This window comes from Streptomyces sp. 4F14, assembly GCF_048159485.1.
Lineage (GTDB): Bacteria > Actinomycetota > Actinomycetes > Streptomycetales > Streptomycetaceae > Streptomyces.
This window is the reverse complement of sequence record NZ_JBLRVY010000001.1, coordinates 522,502-545,252: the sequence shown is the minus strand read 5'-3', so window position 1 is coordinate 545,252 and position 22,751 is coordinate 522,502. Positions and strand designations below refer to the sequence as shown.

Genomic DNA, 22,751 nt, shown 5'->3' with positions numbered 1-22,751 from the left:
CGACACCCGCGGCCTCGGCATCAGGATCGCGGCACGGGGCTCGGCAGCCGGGTCGCTGGCCATGCACCTGCTGGACATCGCCACCGCCGACCCGATCGAGCACGGCCTGCTCATGGAGCGGTTCCTGTCCAGGGACCGTACCGAGCTGCCCGACATCGACGTGGACGTCGAGTCCGCCCGCCGTCTGGAGGTCTACCGGGCGATCCTCGACCGCTTCGGCCCCGAGCGGGTCGCCGCCGTCGCCATGCCGGAGACCTACCGGGTCCGGCACGCGGTGCGCTCCGTCGGCCTCGCCCTCGGCCTGGACCCGGCCGCGGTCGACCGGCTGGCCAAGGCGTTCCCGCACATCAGGGCGAAGGACGCCCGCACGGCGCTGCGGGAGCTGCCCGAGCTGCGGGGAATCGACCCGGACGCGTACGGGCCGCGGATGTGGGACCTCGTCGAGGCCCTCGACGGCCTGCCCCGGGGCATGGCCATGCACCCCTGCGGTGTGATCATCTCCGACGCCGGCCTCCTGCGCCGCACCCCGGTCGTCCCGACCCCCGGCGAGGCGTTCCCCATGTCCCAGTTCGACAAGGAGGACGTCGAGGACGCCGGGCTGCTGAAGCTCGACATCCTCGGGGTGCGCATGCAGTCGTCGATGGCGCACACCCTCGCCGAGATCGAACGGGTCTCCGGGCGGCACATCGACCTGGACGAGATCCCGGTGGACGACGCAGAAACGTTCCGGCTGATTCAGTCGTCCCGGACGCTCGGCTGCTTCCAGACCGAATCGCCGGGCCAGCGGGACCTGGTGGCCCGGCTGAAGCCCGCCTCGCTGCACGACCTCGTGATCGACATCTCCCTGTTCCGCCCGGGGCCCGTCTCCGCCGACATGGTCACCCCCCTACTGAGAGCCCGCAGCGGGAAGGAGACCCCGCCGCACCTGCACCGGGACCTGGAACCCGTCCTGCGCGAGACCCACGGCGTACTGATCTTCCACGAGCAGATCATCCGCGTCCTGCGCGTCATGACCGGCTGCACCCTCGCCTTCGGCGACCACACCCGCCGCGCCCTGAACAACCCCGACCTCACCGGGAAGATCCACGACTGGTTCGAGCGGGCGGCACGCGGACGCGGCTACGGCACCGAGACCGTCGACCGGGTGTGGACGCTCCTCGCGTCGTACGCCGGGTTCGGGTTCTGCAAGGCGCACGCCGTGGCGTTCGCGGTGCCGTCGTACCAGTCGGCCTGGCTCAAGGCCCACCACCCCGCCGCCTTCTACGCCGGGGTCCTCACCCATGACCCCGGCATGTACCCCAAACGCCTGATCCTCGCCGACGCCCGCCGCCACGAGGTGCCCATCCTCCCGCTCGACGTCAACGCCTCCGACACCGCCTATCGGATCGAACTGGTGTCCGACGACGTGTACGGGGTACGGCTCGCGCTGAGCGACGTCCGCGGCATGAGCGACGCCGAGGCCCGGCGGATCACCGAGGGCCGGCCGTACGCCGCTCTCGACGACTTCGTCACCCGCGCCCGCCCCTCCCGCCCCGTCGCCGAACGCCTCGTCCAGGTCGGCGCCCTGGACCGGTTCGGCGACAACCGCCGCGACCTCCTCCTGCACCTCACCGAACTCCACCGACGCGGGCGAGGCGCGGCCCCCGGGCAGTTGACGCTCACCGACGACGGCCGCGCAACGCCGCTGCGGCTGCCCGACATGGACGACGCCGAGCGGCTCGCCGCCGAACTCGGCACCCTCGGACTCGACGCCTCCCGCCACCTCATGGCCGACCACCGAGAGCTCCTGGAGGAACTCGGCGTCGTCCCCGCCGTCCGCCTCAAGGACCTGCCGCACGGTCAGGTCGTCCTCGTCGCCGGGGCGAAGAGCGCCGTCCAGACCCCGCCGATCCGCTCCGGGAAACGCGTCGTCTTCACCACCCTCGACGACCCCAGCGGCGTCGTCGACTGCGCGTTCTTCGAGGACAGCCACGAGGCCGCCGCGCACACCGTCTTCCACAGCTGGCTCCTGCTCGTGCGCGGCGTCGTCCAGCGCCGGAGCACCGGAGGCGGTACCGCCGTCTCCGTCACCGGCAGCGCCGCCTGGGACCTCACCCACCTCGCCGAACTGCGCCGCACCAGCGGCCTGAACGCCGTCGCCGACCACCTCGCCGCCCCGGCGCCGCACAGCGCCGTACCGGCCCGCACCCTCACCACCGGGACCGGGTTCGCCCTGCACCCCTGGGCCGACCTCCAGCCTCCCGGCGAGGCGGTCAAGCAGCGCAAACTCTGGCACCAGAGCCCCGGGAGCGCGGGATGACCCGGGAGCGCGGGACGAGCATCCTCTACGTCCACTGCCACGGCCTCGCCGACGAGCCCCTCCACCGCCAGCTTCTCGACCTGATCGCCGAGTACACCCCGACCGTGCAGGCGCTGCCGCCCGACGCCGCCCTCGCCGACGTCACCGGCGCGCTCGGCTACTTCGGCACCGACGCCACCGCCCTCGCCGAGCGCATCCGCGCCCGCGTCGCCGGGCTCTACGGCCTCAGGGCGACGATCGGCGTCGCCGGCAACCCGCTGCTGGCCCGGATGGTCGCCGCCGACGGACCCCCGTCCGCCGTCCGCACCCTCCCCGACGACCTCGACGCCGTCACCGCGTTCCTCGCGGGCAAGCACCCCGCCCTCCTGCACGGCGTCGGGCCCGCCACCGCCCGGACCCTGGCGACGTACGGCCTCGACAGCATCGACAAGATCGCCGCCACCCCCCTCGGCACGCTCCAGCGCATCCTGGGCGCCGGCGCGGGCCACCGCCTGCACAGCGCCGCCCACGGCCTCGACCCCACGGCCGTCACCCCGGCGGCACCGTCCCGGTCCCTGACCGTCCGGCACGACTTCCCCCACGACGAACTGGACCCCGACCGCCGGCACACCGCCCTCCTCACCCTCACCGACCGCCTCGGCCTGCGGCTGCGCGCCGAAGCACAGACGACCCGCACCCTGACCCTCACCGCCCGCTACGCCGACCGCTCCACCACCACCCGCACCCTCACCCTCCCCGAACCCACCGCCCACACCCGCACCCTGACCACCCACGCCCGCACCCTCCACGACCGCCTCGCCCTCCAGCGCGCCCGCCTGCGCACCCTCACCCTCCACGCGGACGACCTCCTCCCCGCCGCCGCCTCCTCCCGACAGCTCCTCCTCGACCCCACCGACGACAAGGCCCGGCGCGTCGAAGCGGTCATGGACCTGATCCGCGAACGCTTCGGGCACGAGTCCGCGCATCCCGCCAACAGCTAGCTCACGCAGAGGGATCGACAGGGTCTTGCGCTCTTCCACGCCAAGAACGGTTGCGGCCGGAGGCGTTGATCGACGCGATCCTCGGCAGCCGGAAGTCCCAGACCCGCCCAGGGTCGGTGAACGGGGCGATGAACCCGCCGATCGCGGCGTCCACGTGCAGCGGCGCGTCCACGCCGGTCCGCTCCCGCAGCCGGTCCAGGGCCTCCGCCGTCTCCATCGGGCACCAGGGTCACCGGATCGATGGGCGCCGAACGCTGCCCGACGTCCCAGTACCGGCAGAACGTGGGCCAGCAGGTGTGCACGTTCGTGCCCATCACGAGATTCGGACGGTCCACCGGCAGCCCCCGCTCCCGGCGCCGGGCACGCCAGTGGAACTTCAGCGCCAGGCCGCCCGGCATCGCCGCCTCGCTGGAACCCCCGGTGGAGCAGCCCGCGCCCTGCCCGTCCGGGTCGTTCCACAGCTTGCCGAGGATGTTGACGCAGCGCTGCTCCAGCTCCGCCGGAAGCGCGGCACCCCGGCGCATCCGGCCGTACAACTCGCCCACCAGGAACTCCCTTCACCCGCTCAGCGGCTTTGTCCGACCGTCATGCCGGAAAGCTCTTCGAGGGATGTGTGGCGTGCCGATCCGCAGGCGATGCCGGGGCACGTTTCGACCCACCCGAAGGGAGCGGCCGGACCCGCCTCGGGAGGCACCAGGGTCATCCCGTGCCTACACGTCCCGGTCGGTGTGCCCCGGGGGGGGGCACCGCCACGACCGGGACACCCCGCCGCGCGTTCTCCGCGTCGAGCAGCAGCTCGCCGGTGCCGTGCCCGTTCGAAAACGGGGCGCTCGACCGGGCGCCGCCCGCTGACGTACTCAAACGCACGGTGGGCCCTCAGCCGCGCGGCATCGTTGTCGGACGGCACAGGGTCAGGGCCCGTTCTCGCAGGGCGGCGGCGCGGCGGTCCTGGGGGAAGGGGCGCAGCCCTCGGTGCAGAAGGTCCGGGGATTCCGTCACCCGGACGGAGCGGACGTACGGGCACAGGTCGAGGAACACCTCCCAGTGCCGGCCCGCTTTCCCGATCCTGCCGTCGGCGGCGGGGAGTTCGGCGAGGCGGGCCCGGGTCAGGGCGTGGCCTCGCCGGTCGTCTTCGGGGCGGGCTTCGAGGGGCCGGGCCAAAGCCGCTGCCGCCTCCCGTGTCACGCCCGGCGCCGCCGGCGCTGAGCCCTGGACCCGACGGCGTTGTTCCACAGGCGGGTGCTGCTCGTGCTCAGCACCGCCCAGGGCGTCCCTGAGGGGGCGTTCAGTTGTCGGCGTCGCGGGCCCGGGTGGTGAAGCCCGAGAGGAACAGGATGAGCCAGCGGGCGCGGACAGGGGCGGGGCGGTCCGTGGGGGCCGTGGAGAAGAGGAGGTAGAAGTCGTCGATGGTGACGTCCGGGTGGATGTCGCCGTCGGACTGGCCGGCCCGGATCAGGACGGTGAGTGCGTCGACGGTACGGCTCACCGCGGCTTCGTCGACCGGGTCCGCGCCGAGGGCGAGGGCCGCGGACTTGACCGCGCGGTCGGCAGCGGACGCCTCGACGACGCGTTCGAGGAACCCGGTGATCTCGTCCAGCGGGCGGGAGCCCGACGCGAGGCGTTCGACGGCGGCCTCGGCTTCGGTGGCGACGCCCTGGAGGTACTCGGCGATCACACCGGTGACGAGGTCGGTCTTGTTCGGGAAGTGCCGGTAGAGGGTGCCTACGGCGACCCCGGCCGCGGCGGCGATCTCGTCCATCCCGACGCCCGGTCCGTGCAGGGCGATCTGTTCGCGGGCGGCGTCGACGATCTTCTGCCGGTTGCGGACGGCGTCGGCGCGCGGTACTCGGGGCGGGGTCATGGGCTCCTCCGGTGGCCGTGGGGTCCGGCGCTTGCAATAACGTGAACGTATGGTTCACTATAAATCATGAACCACTGGTTCACTTTAGCTGGGCCGGTGCCGTTCCCTCCTTTCCGTACGCGCTGACCACCACCCCGACAACCCCGAGGACCACTCCCATGACCACCCCCCTCACCTTCGATCTCGGCGGCGACCTGACCGTCGACCGCCTCGGCTACGGCACGATGTGGCTCACCGGCCCCGGCGTCTGGGGCGAACCCGCCGACCGGCCGAACGCCCTGCGCGTCGTACGTGCCGCCGTCGAACAGGGCGTCACCTTCATCGACACCGCCGACTCGTACGGCCCGATGGTCACCGAACGTCTCGTCGCCGAGGCGCTCCACCCCTACCCGGAGGGGGTCGTCGTCGCGACCAAGGTGGGCAACACCCGCCCCGGGCCCGGTGAGTTCGTGCCGGTCGGGCACCCCGCCTACCTGAGGCAGCAGACGGAACTGTCCCTGCGGGAGCTGCGGACCGAGCGGATCGACCTCATGCAGCTCCACCGCGTCGACCCGGCCGTCCCCCTCGCCGAGCAGATCGGCACGCTCGCGGACCTCAGGAAGGAGGGCAAGATCCGGCACATCGGGCTCTCGGAAGTCAGCGTGGCCCAGCTCGAAGAGGCACGGACGATCACCGAGATCGCCAGTGTCCAGAACCTCTACAACCTGGTGACCCGCCAGTCCCAGGACGTCCTGGAGTACGCCACCACGCACGGCATCGCGTTCATCCCGTGGTTCCCGATGGCCACGGGCAAACTCGCCCGGCCCGGCAGCCCGGTGGCCGACATCGCCGCCGAACTCGACGCCACCCCCGCACAGGTCGCCCTCGCCTGGCTCCTGCACATCTCCCCCGTCGTCCTCCCCATCCCCGGCACCACCTCGGTCGACCACCTCACCGAGAACCTCAGGGCAGCCCGCCTCACGATCGGCGAGAACGACCTGACCCGCCTGAACGCGCTCGCCTGACCGACGTCACACGTCGACGACCTCCGCCCTGTCGGCCACCTCGTCGACCAGGCAGGCCAGCCGCAAGGAGGCGTCGGCATCGGCCGGCATGCCGTCGCCGCGCCGTACGGCCTCCGTGAAGGCCCGCGCCACGTTCGCGAACTGGTGGTCGGCGCGCAGGGTTCGTTCCTCGTAGTGGTCCTGGCGTCGGATCCACAGGACGGGCTGGTACGTCTCCGGCGGGGTGAACGCCCGGTCGAGGCCCAGCCTGCCGGTGGTGCCCGCGAGTTCGTAGGAGGAGCGGTATCCGTGCTCCATCCCGAACGTGAGGTGCGCGGGTACGCCGGCGGCGTCGTGCAGCAGGACCGCGCCCGAGAGGACGACGCCCGCGGAGCGGCGCAGGACGGCGCCGGTGACGGTGAGGCCGGGGCCCAGGTAGTGCTGGGCGGCGCGGAGGGGGTAGATGCCGGCTTCCAGGAGCAGGCCGCCGCCGACGGGCAGGGTACGGATGTCGCCCGGGGGTTTCGGCGGGATCGTGACCGTGCTGGAGAACCCGCGCAGTTCGCCGATGTCGGCGAGGGCCTCGGTGACGGCGGTGTGCTGACTGTGGTGGAGGAACATGAGGTTCTCGAACAGGAGGAGTCCGCGGCGCCGGGCGAGGGCGTAGAGCGCGGCGGCGGTGGTGCCGTCGGTGCACAGCGGCTTCTCCGCGAGGACGTGTTTGCCCGCGTGCAGGGCGCGTTCGATCCATTCGGCGTGCAGCGTCGCGGGCAGCGGGAGGTAGACGGCGTCGATGTCCGCGCGGTCCAGGAGAGCCTCGTACCCGGTGACGGCCGTACAGCCGTACCGGGCGGCGAAGCGTTCGGCCTTCTCCGTGTTCCGGCTGGCGACCGCGACCAGGTGCGCGTGCTCGGTGTCGAGGAGGGCCGGGATCATCTTCCGGGCGGCGATGTCGGCGCAGCCGAGCACGCCGAAGCGTACGGCCGTCATGCCTGGCCCGTGCTGCGCAGGGCCTGGAGGCAGGCGACGCAGCTGCGCAGTTCGACGTTGAGGTAGTTGCTGTGCCGCAGCAGGTCGCCGAGCTGGTCGACGGTGAGCCAGCGGTACTCCTCGGGGACGTCGAGCGGGAACTCGTCGCCGACCTCGACGATCATGTACCGGTTCTGGGCGTGGTGGAAGCGTCCGCCCTCCTCGGACTGGAGCACGTCGAAGCGGATCTGCTGCGGCGGCACGGACAGCACGTGGTCGAGGAAGCGGGGCCGGTGTTCGGGCGGTACGTCGCGGTAGTTGACCGGCTGGCACTGGACGGTGGGGGCGAGTTCGGCGACGTTGAGGAGCCCGGCGTCGGTGCGGGCCTCGACCAGCGCGTGCAGGACGCCGTCGATCTCTTTCACCAGCAGGGCGAGCAGGCCGGGTTCGAGGGGGGCGAACAGGGGCTGGGTCCAGGACCGCACCTCGCGGCTGGTGGCCTGGACCTCGACGGCGACGACGTCGAAGTACAGGTTGTCGCGGTGGGTGATCCGGTCGGGCTCGCGGATCCAGCCGCCCTCGCCGGCGAGGTCCAGCGGGACGCGCCGCTGAACCAGTTCACGCTGGGCGCGGACCTCGGTGAGCCAGCTGAGGATGTCTCCCCCGCCGTGCACGCCCTCGGCGCCGCGGGCGGTGGACTCGTGCAGGAAGCCGGCGAACGGCGACGTCGGGGGGCTGCTTCCCCGGTCCAGGTGCGGCGGGATGCAGGACAGGACGGTGCGCGCGTCCATGTTCACGAGGTTCGGGACGCGCAGGAGGCGGCGTATCTGCGCGAGGGTCAGCCAGCAGAAGTCGTCGTCGAGCGGGACGTCCTCGTCGGTCTCGACGATCATGTTGCGGTTGCGTTTGTGCAGGAACCACGCGCCCTGTTCGGACTGGAGCACGTCGGCCAGCATCCTTCCGCGCCGGGGCGGGCGGAAGTACTGGAGGTATTTGATGGGCTGCCCGCCGTGTACGCCCGTGTAGTTGCTGCGGGTGGCCTGGACGGTGGGCGAGAGCTGGAGTCCGTTGATGTTGCCGGGCTCCATCTTCGCCTGCATCAGGAAGTGGTGGACGCCGTCGAACTCCTTGACCAGGATGCCGAGGACGCCGATCTCCGGCTGCACGATGATCGGCTGGACCCAGCTGGGGATCCAGGTCCGGTCGGTGCGCACGCTGAGGCCCTCGACGCTGAAGAACCGGCCGCTGTCGTGGACGAGGTTGCCGGTGTCCGGCGCGAACGACCAGCCGTCCAGCTCGGCGAAGGGGATACGGCCGACGGCGAACCGGTGGGCGGCGGCGCGTTCGGCGAACCAGTCGTGGAAGCGGCTGAGCGGCATCAGGTCGCTGTCGAGGGTGAGCGCGGAGCCGGCGAGTGTCCGCTGGGCCGTGGTCATCGCGCACCGGCCGTCGCGAGGTCCGCGTACAGCTCAAGGCACTGTTCGTACGTCGGCAGCAGGCCGGAGGCGGCGGCTTCGGCGAGGGGCGGTGCCGCGCGGTCCTTGTCCGACATGACCGGCTCGGCGGTCGGCCGCCACGGGATGCCGATCTCCGGGTCGAACGCCTGGACGTCGATCATGGTGCCCGGGACGTACTCGGCGGAGCAGACGTACGTGAGCTGGGTGTCGTCGGCCAGCGCCAGGAACGCGTGGCCGAGGCCGTCGGCGTAGTAGACCGACGTCCCGGACCCGGCCTCCAGCACGACGGTCTCGTACTTCCCGAAGGTCGGTGACCCGATCCGCAGGTCGACGCACACGTCCAGGACGGCGCCGCTGACGCAGGTGACGAGTTTCGCCTGACCGGGCGGGGTCACGGTGCCGTGGATGCCGCGGATCGTGTTCTTGCGGGAGACCGAGCTGCTGATCTGGCCGACGGGCAGGGGATATCCGGTCGCCTCCGTGAACGCGCTCTGGCGCCAGGTCTCGCGGAAGTGGCCGCGCCGGTCGGGGAACGGCTCGGTGGTGATGAGGTAGGCGTGGGGGATGCTCATCTCGCTGATCTTCATGGGGGTGGCTCCCAGGAGTGGCGGGCTGGGCAGACGGTCGGACCGTAACAAGCGCTCTGGGCCCTCCCCAGCTCCGCAGCCTCCAGCTTTTACGGCACCTTGTTGGTACGTCCGGTGGGCTGGCCCGGCCCGCGACTGGGTAAAACCGGAGGTTCCGCCGGGACACTCCGACCATAACGAAAGGGTCACAAGGGGAGTAAGGCGGGCTTCCCGAGCGAACCCGATGAGGCGTACGCGCCTATTGGGGAGTGTGAGTCACTCCCCGCCCCTCGAAGGGTCCCCTCCGATGCAGCCGCCCGATCCGAGCCGACGCCGTGTCGGCTGACGGCGTGTGCGCGGATCCCGGGGGCCGCGGCCTGGCCGACGACCTCACCGCCGAGACGTTGCGGATCCCGGTGGGCACGGTTCGCTCCCGCCTCGACCGCGGCCGGCCGCGTGACGCCCTCAACCAACTCGGCTCCTTCGAGGACCCGGCATGAACGACCCCGACGAGCTCACCTCTTTCCGCAGGGACGCCCCTCTCGTCTCCGCGCGCGCCCAGCAGGCCGCCCTCTTCCGGGCCGCCGCGAGCCTGCCCGGCATCCGGTGCACCGACACCGCCGTCGACATCAACGGCACGACCGGTGTCGCCGTCAGCCTGGACGACCCCGCCCTGGGCCGCGCCGAGCTGGTCTTCGACGCCGTCGGCTCCACTACCTGGGCGAACGCGTCGTCCAGAGCGACCGGCCCGACCGGGTCCGGTTCAGCTACGCGGTCCGGCTCACCGCCGTCCTCGACCGCCCCGGCCGACTCCCCCGCTGACCCCCTCCCCGACCCCAAGGACATCCACCTTGCTCGCGACACGTCGCCGCGCCCGTTGTGGGCAGGTGCCCGCATGACCCTGCTCACGGCCGCTCCCCGCCGCGCCCTCGAACCACCCGCCGCCCACGGCCAGTTGCCTTCCCTCACCGGGATGCGCTGGGTGGCCGCCCTGCTCGTGTTCCTGCATCACATCCGTAACTTCGGCTACTTCGGCGGTTCGCGTGGACAGCTGGTGGACTGGGCGTTCGGGCCGGGCGCGGTCGGGGTGTCCTTCTTCTTCGTCCTCTCGGGGTTCGTGCTGGCGTGGTCCGCGCGCGACGGTGACAGCGCGCCGCGGTTCTGGCGCCGCCGACTGGCCCGGATCTACCCGCTGCACCTGGTCACGGCCGTCCTCGCGCTGCTCCTCGGCGCGACCCTGATACCGGGGCTGCGGCCCGAGGGCGCCGGCGAGACGGTGGCCAACGTCTTCCTCGTCAGCTCCTGGTGGCGGGACTGGTGGCAGGCGCTCAACCCGGTGAGCTGGTCGCTGACCTGCGAGGCGTTCTTCTACGCCGTCTTCCCCGCCCTGTACGTCGTCGTGCGGCGGCTCGACGCCCGTGCGGTGACCGGGGTGCTGTGTCTGGCGGCGCTGCTGGTGGTCGTACTGCCCTGGGCGGGGCTGCATCACGCGCTGGGCTGGATCGTGCCGAGCAATCCAGCGGCCCGGCTGCCCGAGTTCGTCCTCGGGGTGGCCGCCGGGCGCCTGGTCCGCCTCGGCGTCTGGCGTGGGCCCGGGCTCGACGTGTCCCTCGCCCTCACCGTCGTCGGCTACTTCCTCACGCATCAACTCCCCGGCGTCTACGGGGTGTCCGCGTGCACCGTCCTCGGCCTGACCCTCCTCGTCCCCGCCGCGGCCGTCGCCGACCTGCGCGGACTGCCCTCCTTCTGGCGCCGACGCCGGCTGGTGGTCCTCGGGGAGTGGTCGTTCGCCTTCTACCTGATCCACATCCTGGTGCTACGGCTCGCGGACCAGTACCTCTCCCTCCACCACCTGCCGACGCTCCAGGCCCTCGCGGCGACGGCCGCCGTCCTCGGCGTCTCCGTCGCCCTGGCCCGGGCGCTGCACGAAGGGGTGGAGCGGCCGGGCCGACGGCTTCTCCTCAAGGGGGTCCGGCGCAAAGCGGGCGCGGGCCCGTCGGTTCACTGAACATGCACAACACCCGTCCCCTCCAAAGGTGTTCGTCTCTGCCGAAACCGTCGAGCATCGTGTGATCGTCATACCGGTAGTGGCTTGACGAGACAGCATCATCGAGGACGGAACGACATGGACAGCGCGCACGACGGACCCGCACAGCACCGTAGAACCCCCGGCCGGCGCCGGTTCCTCGGGTTGGCCGGCGCGGGGGCGGCAGGACTCGCCGGGATCGGGGAGTTGGCGTTCGCCGCGGACGAGACACCGGTGCGGACGTACCACTCCCAGCAGGGGATCAACCACCGCAAGTGGGCCGTCGCGCACGTACTCAAGGACGCCGACCCCGCCGCCGTCGCCGCGTGGATCACCGGCCAGGGCACCGCGCCCGGCGACCTCAAGGCGGAGACGGACGCCCAGGTCAACGCGCTCGCCGACGCCGCCGCGAGCGGCCTCGGCGTCCCGCGCGGCAACGTCGTCGTCTCCTGGGTGCGCGCCGCGTCCGTGCAGCGCCAGATATGGGACCGCAAGTACGACTTCCTGCGCACCGGTTCGGGCGGCGCCGGGACCTTCGGGATCATCACCGACGCCGTACGCGACCGGTACTCGGCCCAGTTGGGCACCGACCCGCAGTGGGACCCCGACAAGGACTCCCACCGCGAGGTCTGGGCCGCGCTCACCCCCGACGAGCGGCAGATCGAGATCCTGCGCACCTCCACCGCGCCCGGCGTCTCCCGCCACCACCTCGGCAGCGACGCCGACTTCTTCGACACCACCCCGCAGAACTGGGCGGACGGCGGCCCTCTGTCCGCCAACTACGCCTGGCTGCGCGCGAACGCGTCCCGCCACGGCTTCCTCCAGACCTACACCGCCGAGTCGGCCCAGGCCTCACCCGCGATCAGCCAGGAGCGGTGGCACTGGTCGTACGCGCCGGTCTCCGAGGCCGTACTCGACTACATCCGCGCCGACGAGAGCGTCATCGAGGGCGCGTTGGACCAGCTGTGGGGCTACGACCCGGCGCGGTACACGTACATCAAGGCGCACTGGCGAGACTACATGTACCACGTCAACGAGAGGGCATACTTCGGGAGTTGAGCCGGCGGGAGGCGCCCGCCCCCACCGGCGAGTCGCGCAGTCGATCCTCCTCGAAGGTGGCGCGGCCCGGTCGGAGTCGGTTCGGTCCGGGGTGCTCGCCGACCGGCCGCGAGTGGGGTGAAGAGGGGGGTACGGGCCGACCGCCGGGGGTGGTGTTGTCGGGGTTCCTGAAGGCCGTGCGGGGGTGTGCGGGCCTCCGCACGGTGGCATGGTCAGTCCAGGAATGTCATCAGCCGGTCGTTCAGCTGCTTCGGGTCGGTGAGTGGCAGAGAGTGATGGGTGGCTCCGGGGAGCATCGCCACCTCGCCCTGCACGAGCGTCCGGCGGGCTCGGTCGGCGACCTTGACGGCGTTGTGGGCGCGGCTGTGTTCCGCGAGCAGGACCAGGACCGGCATGCGGAGGTCGGCGGTCCGAGGACGGACGCCGGTGACCAGCTTCCGGCCGGGAACGGTGGTGGCCAGCGCGTAGAGGCGCCGCCAGGTCTCGTCCGGGTGTGTGCCCGCCGTCTCCCAGTCCAGGAACGCGCGGGCGCGGGCCTCGCTCGGACCAATCAGGGTAGGGAGCGCGCGCAGCAGGTAGCCGAGGCGGAATCCGGTGAAGACCTGGGTGGGGTCCACGAGGGCGAGATGGTCCACGCGCCGCGGTGCGTGCAGTGCGTACCTGACGGCCAGCCAGGCGCCGTACGAGTGGCCGCACAGGTGCGTGCGGGCGAGCCCGAGGCCGTCCAGCAGTGCGTCCAGCCAGGCCGTCAGATCGTCGGCATTCTTCAATGGTGTGCCCCGGCGTTCGGTGCGGCCGGCGTCGCCCAGCAGATCCACCGCATGGACCCGGTATCGCTCACCGAGGGCCGACGCGTTGGCGAACCAGGCGAGGCCGGTGGCGGAACCGCCGGGCAGCAGCACCAGCGGGGTGCCGTCCGCCGGGCCGTACACATGGACCCGGGTGCGCCCGTACGGCGTGGCGACATCGTGCTCCTCCGTGGACTGGGGCCAGCGGGCGCGCAGTTCGTCGTAGGCACGGTCGAAGGCGGGCAGGGACACGAGCACTCCTCTCGCCAGGCGATAATCTCGTTCAGCGAGATATTACGGGACTTCGAGGAGTGTGCATGGACGATCAGAGCCCGGTGATGGGACTGGTTCACCTGCTGCGCGCGGTCACCGTGGAGTTCGACCTGCTCGGCGCCGAGTTCGCCGCGCGCCACGGACTGCATCCCACCGATGTGCGCGCGCTGATCCACCTGCTGGACGCGGCCCGCGCCGGTACGCGGGCCACGCCCGGGTGGCTCGGTGAGCAACTCCGACTGAACTCTGCCGGTACCACCGCCCTGGTGGACCGGCTGGAGCGGCTCGGACTGGTCCGGCGCAGCAGGGACACGGCGGACCGGCGGCGCGTGCTGCTGGAGGTGGAGGAGAAGGCCGTGGAACTGGGGTGGGCCTTCTTCGGGCCGGTGATCGGCGGGGTGGTGGTGGCCGCGGAAGGTTTCGAGGCGGGCGAGTTGGAGACGGTTCGTCGTTTTCTGGCTTCGGTGCTGGAGTCCGCCGGGCGGGCGGGTTCAGGTTGAGGGGTTTCGGCGCGGTGGCTCGGTGATTCCGGTGATGTGGGGCGGGGCGGCATCACCCCGCCTGTTCCTCGTCTCCGTCGGTGTCCGGGGCGTCCGGGTAGCGGGTGTTCCCCACGACCACGGCGTTGAGGATCAGGTCGAGGGCGGCGAGTTGGTCCTCCCGGCCCTCGCGGTACGTCTGCCGACCCCGGCCCCGGCCGCCAGGCAGATCGCGCGGGCGAGGCGGTGGGAGTGGACCTCGAACAGCAGGTCCGGCAGCTCGACCCTGGGGAGCATCGCCTCCGTGGTGTTCCTCAGCGAGGTCGGCGACTCCGGCTCGCCCATTGCGCCGAGCTTGTCCACCGACAAGAGCGACGGCATCGGCAGCCGAGTGCCCTCGTTCGGTCCGGGCCGGAGCGCCGGGCAGTGATCGACGGTGGCTGGACCTTGGACCGGCTCCTGTCGTACGGCCGTTCCGGGCTCCCGCAGCCGGTGCGGGAGCCCGGATGTCAGGTCATCCGGCGCCGATCCCTTCCTGTGTTCTCCGCCGTCGGACGGTGCGGGTGGCGAGGAACCCGCCGCCCGCGACCGCCGTGGTGCGGCCGAGGCCCAGGACGGTGTCCGAGCCGCCCGTGCCGGGGGCGGGCAGGCTCAGGTCCGCGCAGGTCGCCGGGGTCCCGGCGGGCTTGATTCCGTCCGTGGCCTCGAACTGGAAGGCGTTGGTCTGGGCGTCCCCGTCGCCCGCGGTGATGGTGATGATTCCCTCGGGCAGCGGGGACACGGCGGCACAGACCGTGGTCCTGTCGGTGACAACCAGTGTCCCGACGGGGATCTTCTCGCCGTTCGGTCCGATCATCCTGATCTCGGGCGCGATGCCGGAGGTTGGCCGAAGACTGCGCAGACCCGACCCGCACGGGTACGGGCCACACGGCAGGGCGAGAGCTCTCTGTCCCCCGGCGAAGGTCAGCCGCTCACTGCCCGCAGGGCCCCTGGCCTGCGGCCGTTGAGACGGTCCAGCGCGGTGGCCGTGGCCTGGTCGGCCGGCAGGTGCACCACCAGGCGACGGCCCTCCTCCGCAAGCACGAGCGTCTCGAACGACAGACGCAGGCGACCCGCCTCGGGATGCTCGACCACCTCAAGCCCGAAACGGGAGGGCAGGGCCGGGACAGCGCCGAGCCGGTCGCTGAACGGCGCCCCCGCCGCCGCCGTCAACTCGTCGGCCAGGACGGCGACATGAGGGTCGTACAGCGAACTCCCGTTGCGCAGATGGGCGACCTGCTCGTCGGCCAGCCGGTCCCAGCCGGGGAACACGGCGCGGGACCGGTCGTCGGTGAACACGTACCGCAACATGTTGGGAGGGTCCCCGTCGAGCAGGCCGAGTGGACGGGCGTACCGCTCGTAGCCCTGTGTCCAGGCCACGAGGTCTCCCATCCGGTCGAGCAGGACGGCCGGCGCGGGCTCCAGACTCTCCAGGAGTGCCCGCAAGGTGGGACGCACCGTGCGCTCCGGCGGTGCGGTGACCGCCCGGCACAAGTCCTTGTCCTCGCCGTGCTCCCTGGCCAGCCGGTGCACCAGCACACGGTCCGCCGTCGACAGCTGGAGGATGTCGCCGAGGGCAGCGAGGATCTTGGGTGAGGGGTTGCGGTCCCGTCCCTGTTCGAGCCGGGTGAGGTATTCGACGCTGATGCCGGCGAGGGTGGCGAGTTCGGCGCGGCGCAGCCCCGGCGTGCGGCGGCGAAAGCCCGCGGGCAGGCCCGCCTCGGCCGGCGTGAGGGCTTCGCGGCGGGTACGCAGGAAGGTGCCCAACTCGTTGTCGTTCACCTCTCGAACGTACAACGTGCCCCGGCGCGAAGGGTGACCCTGCCACTAATACCCTTCGGCCGGTCTCCCCTGCCCCGCCGCAGGGCCCGCACGATGAGGGCATGAGCACTGACACCCCCGCGAAAACCCCTGTCACGTCCGTCGCCACGCTGCCCCTCGCTCCCGGCGAGTGGGAACTCGATCCCCACCACTCCTCGGTCGACTTCGCCATCCGCCACCTCGGGATCAGCAAGGTCCGCGGCCGGTTCACCGAGTTCACGGCCGGGCTGTACGTCGGTGAGACCCTCGACGACGTGCGGGTGACCGCCGAGATCGCCCTGGCCTCCGTCGACACGGGGAACGCCGACCGCGACGCGCACACCCGCTCGGCCGAGCTGCTCGATGTGGAGAAGCGTCCGACGATGACGTTCCGCTCGACGCGGATCTCCGGGGACGGCGAGGACTGGACGATGGCCGGGGACCTCGCCATCGGAAACGTCAGCCACCCGGTCACGCTCGCCGTCGAGTTCGGCGGGGTGGTGGACTCCCCTCTGGATCACAGGAAGCACGCCGGGTTCGAGGCGACGGGCGAGATCCGGCGCGGCGACTTCGGGTTGAACTTCTTCCCCGGGCTGCTGGGTGAGCTCATCAGGATTCGCCTGGACATGCAGTTCGCCGGACCGCAGACCCAGGACACCTGACCGGGCAACGAGGGGCGCCCCGCGGAGCGTTTCCGCGGGCGTGACGATCGCCCACCAACCACATTTGACTTCGACCTGGGGTCGCCGTCCTGCGGCCCCGTGTCCGAAGGAGGACCTCACGTGAGCAGTGCCCTGGTGCGGAATCCTGGCGACGGCAAGAACTTCCGCTACTACGACAACGAGATCGAGCAGGTTGTGTCGAGCGCCGAGACGGGCGGACTGATCACCGTGTCGCGTGTCATCGTGCGCCCCGATCAGGCGCCGCCCCTGCACACCCACACCCGAGAGGACGAGAGCTGGATCATCCTGTCCGGCCGCGTCCGGTTCTGGGTCGGATCGACCTCGCTCGACGAGTGCGACGTGCACGAGGCCGGACCCGGCGCCTACGTCTTCGGGCCCCGATCGGTCCCCCACACCTGCCAGGCCATCACATCGACCGCGGAGTTCCTCTGCGTCATCAACCCAGGAGCCGTCGAAGGCTACTTCCACGAGGCCGGGGCCGCCGGCACGCGCAGCGACACCGCGCACAGCCTCCTGGAGGAGTACGGCTTCGTGATCCACGACGACCCGCCCCCGCCCCCCAGACGTACTGATCACGAGTGTCGCTGACACTCACCGGGCTTGACCATGGCGACGACGCCCCGTGGGGTGGAACTGCTTGTGCCACACCACGCGGGTCTACGCGTCCGCAAGGTGATGCCCGGCTGACCGTTCACGGCAGGTCTACGCCGTCCTCGCCGAGGCCATCGCGGGCAGCTCAGTGCCCGGGGCAAGCGCCAGTCGTCGGCCGGGCGCCACGAGCATGGCCAACCCGGACGCCCAGACCCTGGCCCCCTGGCCGAGCATGTCGTCTCAGGCGTGCTGCGGGTAGCGGTCACCGTCACCTGGCCGCTGGAGCAGGCCGCGGAGGCGTTCGCCGCCTTCGGTGCCGGCACCCCGGGCAAGACCGCCGTCTCCTCCTCCTGACCACGCTCGACAAAGAGGTACGACCATGCCCGCCAGGGAGCCCGTCCATGTCGCCTGACCAGCCGATGATGCGCGCCGTCCGGTACAACCGTTACGGAGGCCCCGAAGTGCTCTCCGTCGGTGACGTTCCTCGTCCGTCCCCCGGACCGGGCCAGGTGCTCGTCCGGGTCCACGCATCCAGCGTCAACCCGATGGACGTGAAGATCCGCTCCGGCGGGCTGCGTCTGATATCCGGGCGGCGCTTTCCCAAAGGCACCGGAGGCGACTTCGCCGGGGAGGTGGTCGCACTCGGCAGCAAGGTCACCGACGTCACGGTGGGCGAACACGTGTGGGGCATCCTCGGCGACGTCTCCGGACGGGCGGGCGCGGCCGGCGAATACGTCCTAGCCAAGCCCCGAGCCATCAGCGCCGCCCCCAGCGGCACAGACCTGGTGGCAGCCGCCGCCCTGCCCGCGGTCGGCATCACCGCACTGCGCGCCCTGCGCGACACCCTGCGTCTGCGCTCCGGCCAACGGCTGCTCGTGGTCGGCGCGAGCGGCGGCGTCGGCAGTACGGCGGTCCAGCTGGCCCATGCCTGGGGCGCCCACGTCACCACCATCGCGGGCGCCGCCAACGCCCCGTTCTGCCGCGAACTCGGCGCCGACGTGGCCCTGGACTACGCCACCACCCCGCCCAAGGCCCTCAAAGGGCAGTTCGACGCCATCCTCGACTGCCACGGCTCCGCTGTCCGCGACTACCGACGCGCTCTGCGCCCCGGCGGTCGCATCGCCTCGCCCACCGCCGGCGCCATACCCTTCGCCCTGCTGTCCGTCCTCCTGCCCGGTCCACGCGTACGCCTGATCATGGCCGGCCCCCGACGCGCGGACCTGAAAACCCTCGCCGATCACGTCGACAAGCAAGACCTGCGTCCGGTCATCGAGCGCGTGTATCCCCTGGACGAGATCCAGGACGCCCACCGAGCCACCGAAACCGGCCATGCCCGCGGCAAGCGCGTCATCCGCCTCGTCTAGCGCCTAAGTACTACAGGGCTGGATCCGGATCATCTGGAGTCGTAGCCGCCTTCCGTCTGATGAGCACGAGCCCCTCAGTCCGTGATGACACCGTCGCGGTTGATCCACTCGGGGCTGTGGGCCGCCTCGAACATGAAAGCGGCGACGTCCGCGCGGCTGATCTTCGGGTTGCCCTTCATCGGGAGACGGTCGTCGGCGCGGTAGGTGCCCTTGGCGAGGCCCTTGGTCAGCAAGGTCGGGTAGACCAGTGTCCAGTCCAGATCGCTGGAGCGGATCGCCTTCTCGGCGAGGTGCTTGTTCGCGTAGATGTCCCGGAGGAACGTGCGGTACATGATCTTCTGCATGACGCTCGCCGAGTGGTAGGTGTCGCCCACGCCGAACGAGGACATCCAGACCAGGCGCGATACGCCCTCTTCCTCGGCCGCGGCGATGACGGCCGCCGCGGCGCGGGTGAACAGATTGTCGGCGCGCACGGAGGTGCTCCTGCCGAGAGCCGAGATGACGGCGTCCTGACCGATCATGGCCTTGGCGACATCCGTGTGCGAGGTGGCGTCTCCGGCGACCACGTTGACCTGGTCTGCCAGGTCGGCCAGTGCCTCCGGTCTGCGGGCCAGGACGGTGACCGTGTCGCCGGCCGCGATGGCGAGGTCGACGACATGTCGGCCGGTGGGACCGGTCGCGCCGAGGATCAAGATGTTCATGGGAGTGCATCCTTCGTCGGGGAAGGTGAATGTCTGTCAGCAGCCGGACTCGTGCTGGTGAAGGCGCCGTTGTCCTGGCTGGTTCGCTCGACGCACGGGGAGAGTGGACGGTGGCCGCGTGCGCCTGCGGCCACCGACGGCATTGCTGGGGAAGCCTGAGCGCCGGTCAGAGCAGGAAGTCCAGCAGTGCCTTCGTCAGGGCTTGCGGAGCCTCTTCGGCCAGGAAGTGACCGGAGCCGGGTATGACCAGTCCGGTGACGTCGGTGGCGAGCAGGCGCATGACCTCGTCCGGACCGGTGCCGGTGGCGTACTCGCCGCCTATGGCCAGGACCGGGATGCTCAGCGGGCCCTCGTCGCGCCAGCGCTGCACCTGCTCGGACCAGTCGTCGAGGGTGCGGTAGTACTCGAAGATGCTGTGCAGGGCGGCCGGGTCGCGCAGCTGGTCGACGTAGACGTCCACGGCGTGCTGCGGGATGGCGCCGGGGCGGGCGGCCTTGGAGGTGAACTGGTGGCCGAAGTAGATCTCCTCGCGGCCGGCGACCATGCGTTCGTTGATGTCCGTGAGGCGGTTGAAGGCGAAGTGCCACAGGAACGCGTTGGTGGCGGCGTCCGAGATCAGGGGCGGGGACGGGGAGAGGCCGGGGAGGACGGACTCTCCGACGACGAGGCGAGTGACGCGGTCGCGGTGGTTCGAGGCGAGGGCGTGAGCGACGTTCATGCCCAGGTCGTAGCCGGCGACGGCGAAGCGTTCGTGGCCCAGGGCAGTCATCAGCTCGGCCATGTCGTCGGCGAGCGTACCGAGGGTGTAGCCGGTGGCGGGTTTGTCGCTGCCGCCCAGGCCGCGGACGTCGGCGGCAACGACGGTGAAGTGCTCGGCCAGAGCGGGCATGACCAGGCGCCAGTGGTACCAGAACTGGGGCCAGGCGGGCAGGAGCAGCAGCGGTGGCCCGTCGCCGCCGACGACGGCGTGCAGGGTCAGATCATCTGTCTTGACGGTGTGGCTGGTGAACGTGTCGGCGAACCCGGCGGGCAGGTGCGGCACATCGGTGACGGTGAACGGCATGGCGGGGTCTCCTCATGGGACAGGGGTGGCGTATCGAGTCCCTCCCGTCCGGGTCCGTGCTCGGCCGGGATCTCTCAAGGGCGGAGTGGGTGCGCCGGACGGGCGAGGACTCGTCAGGTGGGTCAGGCCACCAGGCGGTCAGCGGTGAGCTTGCGGGGGGTGTCGGCGAGCAGGGTGCGCAGCCGTGCTGCCGTCAGCGGGACGCCCTGGTCGACGTGGGGCGGCGTCTGGGGCGCGGTGCCGGAGCGGATGGCCTCGCCCGCTGCTGCCCAGAAGGCCCGCATGGCGTCGGGCTCGGCGGAGTAGGGCATCGCGTAGGGGTCGGTGTCCGGCTCGAAGCGCCAGCTTTCGGTCAGGGGGCCGGCGTCGACGGTGTCGAAGCCGAGCCGGCTGATCAGGTCGGCGGCGTCGGCGCTGGCCCGCGGGTCGTCTCCGGCAATGGGCAGGGCGGTGCGATCCGCGGCGCCTGCGGGGCGGGCGAGGGACGGGATGTGGAAGTCGCTGATGTTGTTGAACGCCTTGACGAGCTTTGCGCCGGCCAGGTGTTCCTGGACGAGCTCGCTGGTGGTGGACTTGCCCGTGTCGAGAGCTTCGACACGGCCGTCGCGGTACGGGTAGTAGTTGATCGTGTCGAGCACGACCTTGCCCGCCAACGCGGCGACGGGAAGCTGCTCGTAGGCGGCCAGCGGAATGCTCACCACCACCCAGTCGCCCGCCCGGGCCGCCTCCTCGGGCGTCGCGGCGCGAGCCCGCTCACCGAGCTCCGCCACCGTCGCGGCCAGGGTCTCGGGACCGCGGGAGTTGGACAGGACGACGTCGATGCCCGCCGCGACGGCGAGCCGGGCGATGTTCGTACCGATGTTGCCGCTGCCGATGAAGCCAAGGGTTGCCATGGAAAGGGGTCTCCTGATCTCGCGGACCGCGCGGTCCGTGGGTGGTTCTTGCAGAGAGTCGGGCTCGGGCGCGAAGGGGCAGGCGAAGGCCGGGGCCTTCCACACCACCGAACCGGAGCAAGTGCTCCTCTTGAAGGTAACACAACCGGAGCGGACGCTCCCTTTGGGTGTGGCGCAACCGGAGCGAACGCTCCGAAATTCCGGAGTCCCCTGTACCCTGAATGCCGTGACCCTCGCCGAGCAGCCGACCCCCGCACCCGAACAGCCCGCACCGCGCGGCCGCCGCGCCGACGCCGAGCGCAACCGTGCGGCGATCATGGAGGCGGCCGGAGTCGTCTTCGCCGAGTACGGCGGCGCCGTAGACGTCCGGGAGATCGCCCGCCGAAGCGGCGTCGGCATGGGCACCCTCTACCGCCACTTCCCGACCAAGGACGACCTGCTCCTCACCGTCCTGGAACAGCAGTTCGGCTCCTGGCTCACCGCCGCCCACGAGCAGGCCAGCGCCACCGAGGACCCCTGGCAGGCACTGACCGGGTTCTTCGAGCAGATGCTCACCACCCAGGCCGGCAACCGCGCCGTCGTCGAGAGCTACACCACCAGAGGCGGCCCCACTCCCGACTGCGCACAGCGCTGCTACACCTTCATCGACGAGCTGCGCATCCGCTGCATGGACGTCGGCCTCCTGCGCCCCGACGTCACCACCGAAGACCTGGTCCTGCTCAGCGGCTCCCTGAGCCAGGCCGTCCTGACGACCGGCGACAGCCACCCTGGTCAGTGGCGCCGCCTTCTGCGCATCTCCCTCGACGGCCTCAGCAGCCGCAACACCGAACCCCTGCCCGAGCCCACAGTGCACGCGGAAACGCCCACGAGCGATTGATCGAGGGGCGCTCGGTCTTCGCGTCGCGGCGAAGAACGCGAACAGCAGCTTGTCCGGCCCGATGGGCCCGTACATGGCGGGCAGCGGACCGGCGAGCACCTCCACGACCAGGGCGTGGGTGGCTTTTGAGCGAGAACGGGTTCCGCGAACGGCCGGGGTCGGCGAGGGTCCCGCGGCCGCCCGTGATCGATCTCTCTCACGCGAAGGACCGTTGGAGATCGTCGCGGGAGGCCCCTCGGGTACCGAGCTTGAGGGCGTCGCCCTGACGGCTCGTGATCAGCCTCAGAGGCCTGCCGGCTCTTTACTTGTTCGAGCAGCTATGAGAGATCAGCCGCGCAGCCCCCGCAGCATCACCCCGAGGTAGCGGCGCCCCGAATCCAAGCGCTCCTCCTGGCCGCGGGCATGGACACCTGCGGCGAAGGCGATTCCGCACATGAGGGGCAGCAGGTCGTCCCAGGTGACTGCACCCTGAACGGATCCCGCCGCCTGCGCGCGCTCGAGCAGCCGGCCGGCGAGTGCGTCCAACGCGGCGGTGAGCTCCTCGGTGCGCGGCAGGACGCATTCGGGGGCGGCGCGGACGAGGGTGATGGAGGGGTCGGTCAGCTGCGCTTCGAGGGTGATGTCGAGGAAGCCGGTCAGGGCACCCCAGGGATCCTCCTCGGTCAGCGCCCGTTCCGCTCGGGTGATCAGAACCTCCAGGCCCGGGGTCGCCACGGTCTCCATCAGGGCCTCGGAGGTCGGGAAGTTCCGGTAGGTCGTGGCCACCCCCACGCCGGCGAGGCGGGCGATGTCGTTGAGCAGCAGAGGCGTGCCTTCGTCGATGAGCCGGCGGGCCACGTCGAGGATGCGCTGCCGGTTGCGGGCAGCGTCCTTGCGCATCGGTGCAGAAGTCATGGCCACAGCATAAGTGGATAGCTCATCCGGTTCATGTTACGTTGAAATGGATAGCTCATCCGTTTACGTGTGACGCCCCTTCGCGTCCAGCGTCCAACGCCCAGAG

23 protein-coding genes and 2 pseudogenes are annotated in these 22,751 nt (G+C 71.2%); 11 read left to right on the top strand and 14 right to left on the bottom strand.

From position 1 onward, the window contains the following. On the top strand, positions 1 to 2,299 hold a 2,299-nt coding region (locus tag ACLZOT_RS02270; RefSeq protein WP_416966937.1), incomplete at its 5' end, for an OB-fold nucleic acid binding domain-containing protein. Continuing rightward, the gene (locus ACLZOT_RS02265; protein WP_416966936.1) at positions 2,296 to 3,279 is read left to right on the top strand and encodes a DNA polymerase Y family protein; all 984 of its coding nucleotides are present in this window, start codon (positions 2,296 to 2,298) and stop codon (positions 3,277 to 3,279) included. The genes ACLZOT_RS02270 and ACLZOT_RS02265, both read left to right, overlap by 4 nt. A gap of 55 nt (positions 3,280 to 3,334) precedes the next feature. On the opposite strand, the pseudogene ACLZOT_RS02260 reads toward ACLZOT_RS02265, so the two are convergent. From ACLZOT_RS02260 to ACLZOT_RS02250, 3 genes and pseudogenes are all read right to left on the bottom strand, one after another. Next, positions 3,335 to 3,779 (bottom strand): annotated as a pseudogene (locus ACLZOT_RS02260) (pyridoxal-dependent decarboxylase); the annotation flags it as partial. Between the two features lie 376 nt (positions 3,780 to 4,155). Continuing rightward, positions 4,156 to 4,440: a hypothetical protein gene (locus ACLZOT_RS02255; protein WP_416966935.1), complete on the bottom strand. Its 285-nt coding sequence runs from the start codon at positions 4,438 to 4,440 to the stop codon at positions 4,156 to 4,158. Between the two features lie 124 nt (positions 4,441 to 4,564). Next, entirely contained in the window at positions 4,565 to 5,140 is a 576-nt protein-coding gene (locus ACLZOT_RS02250; RefSeq protein ID WP_416966934.1) for a TetR/AcrR family transcriptional regulator, read from the bottom strand. 158 nt (positions 5,141 to 5,298) lie between these two features. Between ACLZOT_RS02250 and ACLZOT_RS02245 the strand changes: the two genes are divergently transcribed. Further along, entirely contained in the window at positions 5,299 to 6,144 is an 846-nt protein-coding gene (locus ACLZOT_RS02245; protein WP_416966933.1) for an aldo/keto reductase, read from the top strand. A 6-nt stretch (positions 6,145 to 6,150) separates the two neighbouring features. Here ACLZOT_RS02245 and ACLZOT_RS02240 read toward each other — a convergent pair whose 3' ends face one another. Genes ACLZOT_RS02240 through ACLZOT_RS02230 form a run of 3 tightly spaced genes read right to left on the bottom strand, consistent with a single transcriptional unit; the run spans position 6,151 to position 9,136 of the window. Further along, the gene (locus tag ACLZOT_RS02240) at positions 6,151 to 7,113 is read right to left on the bottom strand and encodes a Gfo/Idh/MocA family protein (protein WP_416966932.1); all 963 of its coding nucleotides are present in this window, start codon (positions 7,111 to 7,113) and stop codon (positions 6,151 to 6,153) included. Beyond that, on the bottom strand, positions 7,110 to 8,528 hold the full coding sequence (locus ACLZOT_RS02235; protein WP_416966931.1) for an NDP-hexose 2,3-dehydratase family protein: 1,419 nt from the start codon (positions 8,526 to 8,528) through the stop codon (positions 7,110 to 7,112). Before ACLZOT_RS02235 ends, ACLZOT_RS02240 begins: the two co-directional genes overlap by 4 nt. After that, the gene (locus ACLZOT_RS02230; protein ID WP_416966930.1) at positions 8,525 to 9,136 is read right to left on the bottom strand and encodes a dTDP-4-dehydrorhamnose 3,5-epimerase family protein; all 612 of its coding nucleotides are present in this window, start codon (positions 9,134 to 9,136) and stop codon (positions 8,525 to 8,527) included. The genes ACLZOT_RS02235 and ACLZOT_RS02230 overlap by 4 nt, the downstream gene beginning before the upstream one ends. Before the next feature lie 329 nt (positions 9,137 to 9,465). On the opposite strand from ACLZOT_RS02230, the gene ACLZOT_RS02225 reads away from it, so the two are divergent. From ACLZOT_RS02225 to ACLZOT_RS02215, 3 genes are all read left to right on the top strand, one after another. After that, on the top strand, positions 9,466 to 9,615 hold the full coding sequence (locus ACLZOT_RS02225) for a hypothetical protein (protein ID WP_416966929.1): 150 nt from the start codon (positions 9,466 to 9,468) through the stop codon (positions 9,613 to 9,615). Continuing rightward, positions 9,612 to 11,123, top strand: coding sequence for an acyltransferase family protein (locus ACLZOT_RS02220; protein WP_416966928.1), 1,512 nt, complete (start codon positions 9,612 to 9,614; stop codon positions 11,121 to 11,123). The genes ACLZOT_RS02225 and ACLZOT_RS02220 overlap by 4 nt, the downstream gene beginning before the upstream one ends. 117 nt (positions 11,124 to 11,240) lie before the next feature. After that, positions 11,241 to 12,200, top strand: coding sequence for a D-alanyl-D-alanine carboxypeptidase family protein (locus tag ACLZOT_RS02215; protein ID WP_416966927.1), 960 nt, complete (start codon positions 11,241 to 11,243; stop codon positions 12,198 to 12,200). A 212-nt stretch (positions 12,201 to 12,412) separates the two neighbouring features. Here the strand turns inward: ACLZOT_RS02215 and ACLZOT_RS02210 are convergent, their stop codons facing one another. Next, a complete protein-coding gene (locus ACLZOT_RS02210) occupies positions 12,413 to 13,240 on the bottom strand; it encodes an alpha/beta fold hydrolase (RefSeq protein ID WP_416966926.1) in 828 nt (275 codons plus the stop codon). A 65-nt stretch (positions 13,241 to 13,305) separates the two neighbouring features. Between ACLZOT_RS02210 and ACLZOT_RS02205 the strand changes: the two genes are divergently transcribed. Next, complete coding sequence (locus ACLZOT_RS02205) at positions 13,306 to 13,761, top strand: MarR family winged helix-turn-helix transcriptional regulator (RefSeq protein ID WP_416966925.1); 456 nt, start codon at positions 13,306 to 13,308, stop codon at positions 13,759 to 13,761. 79 nt (positions 13,762 to 13,840) lie between these two features. Here the strand turns inward: ACLZOT_RS02205 and ACLZOT_RS02200 are convergent. The 3 genes and pseudogenes from ACLZOT_RS02200 to ACLZOT_RS02190 form a co-directional block, all read right to left on the bottom strand. Further along, positions 13,841 to 13,992: pseudogene (locus ACLZOT_RS02200) on the bottom strand (Tn3 family transposase); the annotation flags it as partial. 262 nt (positions 13,993 to 14,254) lie between these two features. After that, on the bottom strand, positions 14,255 to 14,596 hold the full coding sequence (locus tag ACLZOT_RS02195; RefSeq protein WP_416966924.1) for a hypothetical protein: 342 nt from the start codon (positions 14,594 to 14,596) through the stop codon (positions 14,255 to 14,257). Between the two features lie 107 nt (positions 14,597 to 14,703). Then, positions 14,704 to 15,561 (bottom strand): helix-turn-helix domain-containing protein, encoded by an 858-nt coding sequence (locus tag ACLZOT_RS02190; RefSeq protein ID WP_416966923.1) that lies wholly within the window; start codon positions 15,559 to 15,561, stop codon positions 14,704 to 14,706. Between the two features lie 101 nt (positions 15,562 to 15,662). Here ACLZOT_RS02190 and ACLZOT_RS02185 point away from each other — a divergent pair, with 101 nt between their 5' ends. The 3 genes from ACLZOT_RS02185 (at position 15,663) to ACLZOT_RS02175 (ending at position 18,217) form a co-directional block, all read left to right on the top strand. Beyond that, complete coding sequence (locus tag ACLZOT_RS02185) at positions 15,663 to 16,241, top strand: YceI family protein (RefSeq protein ID WP_416966922.1); 579 nt, start codon at positions 15,663 to 15,665, stop codon at positions 16,239 to 16,241. 120 nt (positions 16,242 to 16,361) lie between these two features. Further along, positions 16,362 to 16,850 carry a cupin domain-containing protein gene (locus tag ACLZOT_RS02180; protein ID WP_416966921.1) on the top strand — a complete coding sequence of 163 codons (489 nt, stop codon included), beginning with the start codon at positions 16,362 to 16,364 and terminating at the stop codon, positions 16,848 to 16,850. Between the two features lie 404 nt (positions 16,851 to 17,254). Beyond that, positions 17,255 to 18,217 (top strand): NAD(P)-dependent alcohol dehydrogenase, encoded by a 963-nt coding sequence (locus tag ACLZOT_RS02175; RefSeq protein WP_416966920.1) that lies wholly within the window; start codon positions 17,255 to 17,257, stop codon positions 18,215 to 18,217. Positions 18,218 to 18,291: 74 nt separating this feature from the next. On the opposite strand, the gene ACLZOT_RS02170 is transcribed toward ACLZOT_RS02175, so the two are convergent. The 3 genes from ACLZOT_RS02170 to ACLZOT_RS02160 all read right to left on the bottom strand — a co-directional run bounded on the left by ACLZOT_RS02170 (position 18,292) and on the right by ACLZOT_RS02160 (position 20,874). Beyond that, entirely contained in the window at positions 18,292 to 18,918 is a 627-nt protein-coding gene (locus ACLZOT_RS02170; protein WP_416966919.1) for an NAD(P)-dependent oxidoreductase, read from the bottom strand. Positions 18,919 to 19,084: 166 nt separating this feature from the next. Then, positions 19,085 to 19,981, bottom strand: a complete 897-nt coding sequence (locus ACLZOT_RS02165) for an alpha/beta fold hydrolase (protein ID WP_416966918.1) — start codon at positions 19,979 to 19,981, stop codon at positions 19,085 to 19,087. A 122-nt stretch (positions 19,982 to 20,103) separates the two neighbouring features. Beyond that, the gene (locus ACLZOT_RS02160) at positions 20,104 to 20,874 is read right to left on the bottom strand and encodes an NADPH-dependent F420 reductase (protein ID WP_416966917.1); all 771 of its coding nucleotides are present in this window, start codon (positions 20,872 to 20,874) and stop codon (positions 20,104 to 20,106) included. A gap of 226 nt (positions 20,875 to 21,100) precedes the next feature. Between ACLZOT_RS02160 and ACLZOT_RS02155 the strand changes: the two genes are divergently transcribed. Next, complete coding sequence (locus ACLZOT_RS02155) at positions 21,101 to 21,751, top strand: TetR/AcrR family transcriptional regulator (RefSeq protein WP_416966916.1); 651 nt, start codon at positions 21,101 to 21,103, stop codon at positions 21,749 to 21,751. A gap of 327 nt (positions 21,752 to 22,078) precedes the next feature. Here ACLZOT_RS02155 and ACLZOT_RS02150 read toward each other — a convergent pair whose 3' ends face one another. Then, entirely contained in the window at positions 22,079 to 22,645 is a 567-nt protein-coding gene (locus ACLZOT_RS02150; protein ID WP_416966915.1) for a TetR/AcrR family transcriptional regulator, read from the bottom strand. Positions 22,646 to 22,751: the final 106 nt, after the last annotated feature.